Consider the following 298-nt stretch of genomic DNA (forward strand, 5'->3'; position numbering starts at 1 on the left):
ACTCCGGTTCCTGTGGGGCGTCCACCGTGTCCTGCGCGACGTCCTCACCCCGCCCCGGGCCATCCCCGCCGCGGGGTGGAGCTGGTCCTTCTCCACCTACGACCCCGTGCTCGGCGCCGCCGACGGCCAGCACCTGTCGTTCGGTCCGCCCGTGGCCGGAGCCCGGGCGGGCTTCCTGCGCCCGCCCGCGCCCGACTACCTCGCGGTGGCCGAGTCCCTGGTCGCGCTCCTGCGGGACGAGGGCGGCGACGTGCTCGCCGACCACCTGCGCGAGCGCGGTGTGCCCGAGGCGCCGACC

1 pseudogene is annotated in these 298 nt (G+C 77.5%); it reads left to right on the forward strand.

The window, feature by feature from the left end:
* Positions 1 to 298: pseudogene (locus D471_RS32835) on the forward strand (hypothetical protein); the annotation flags it as partial.

Source organism: Nocardiopsis lucentensis DSM 44048, from assembly GCF_000341125.1.
Classification (GTDB): domain Bacteria; phylum Actinomycetota; class Actinomycetes; order Streptosporangiales; family Streptosporangiaceae; genus Nocardiopsis; species Nocardiopsis lucentensis.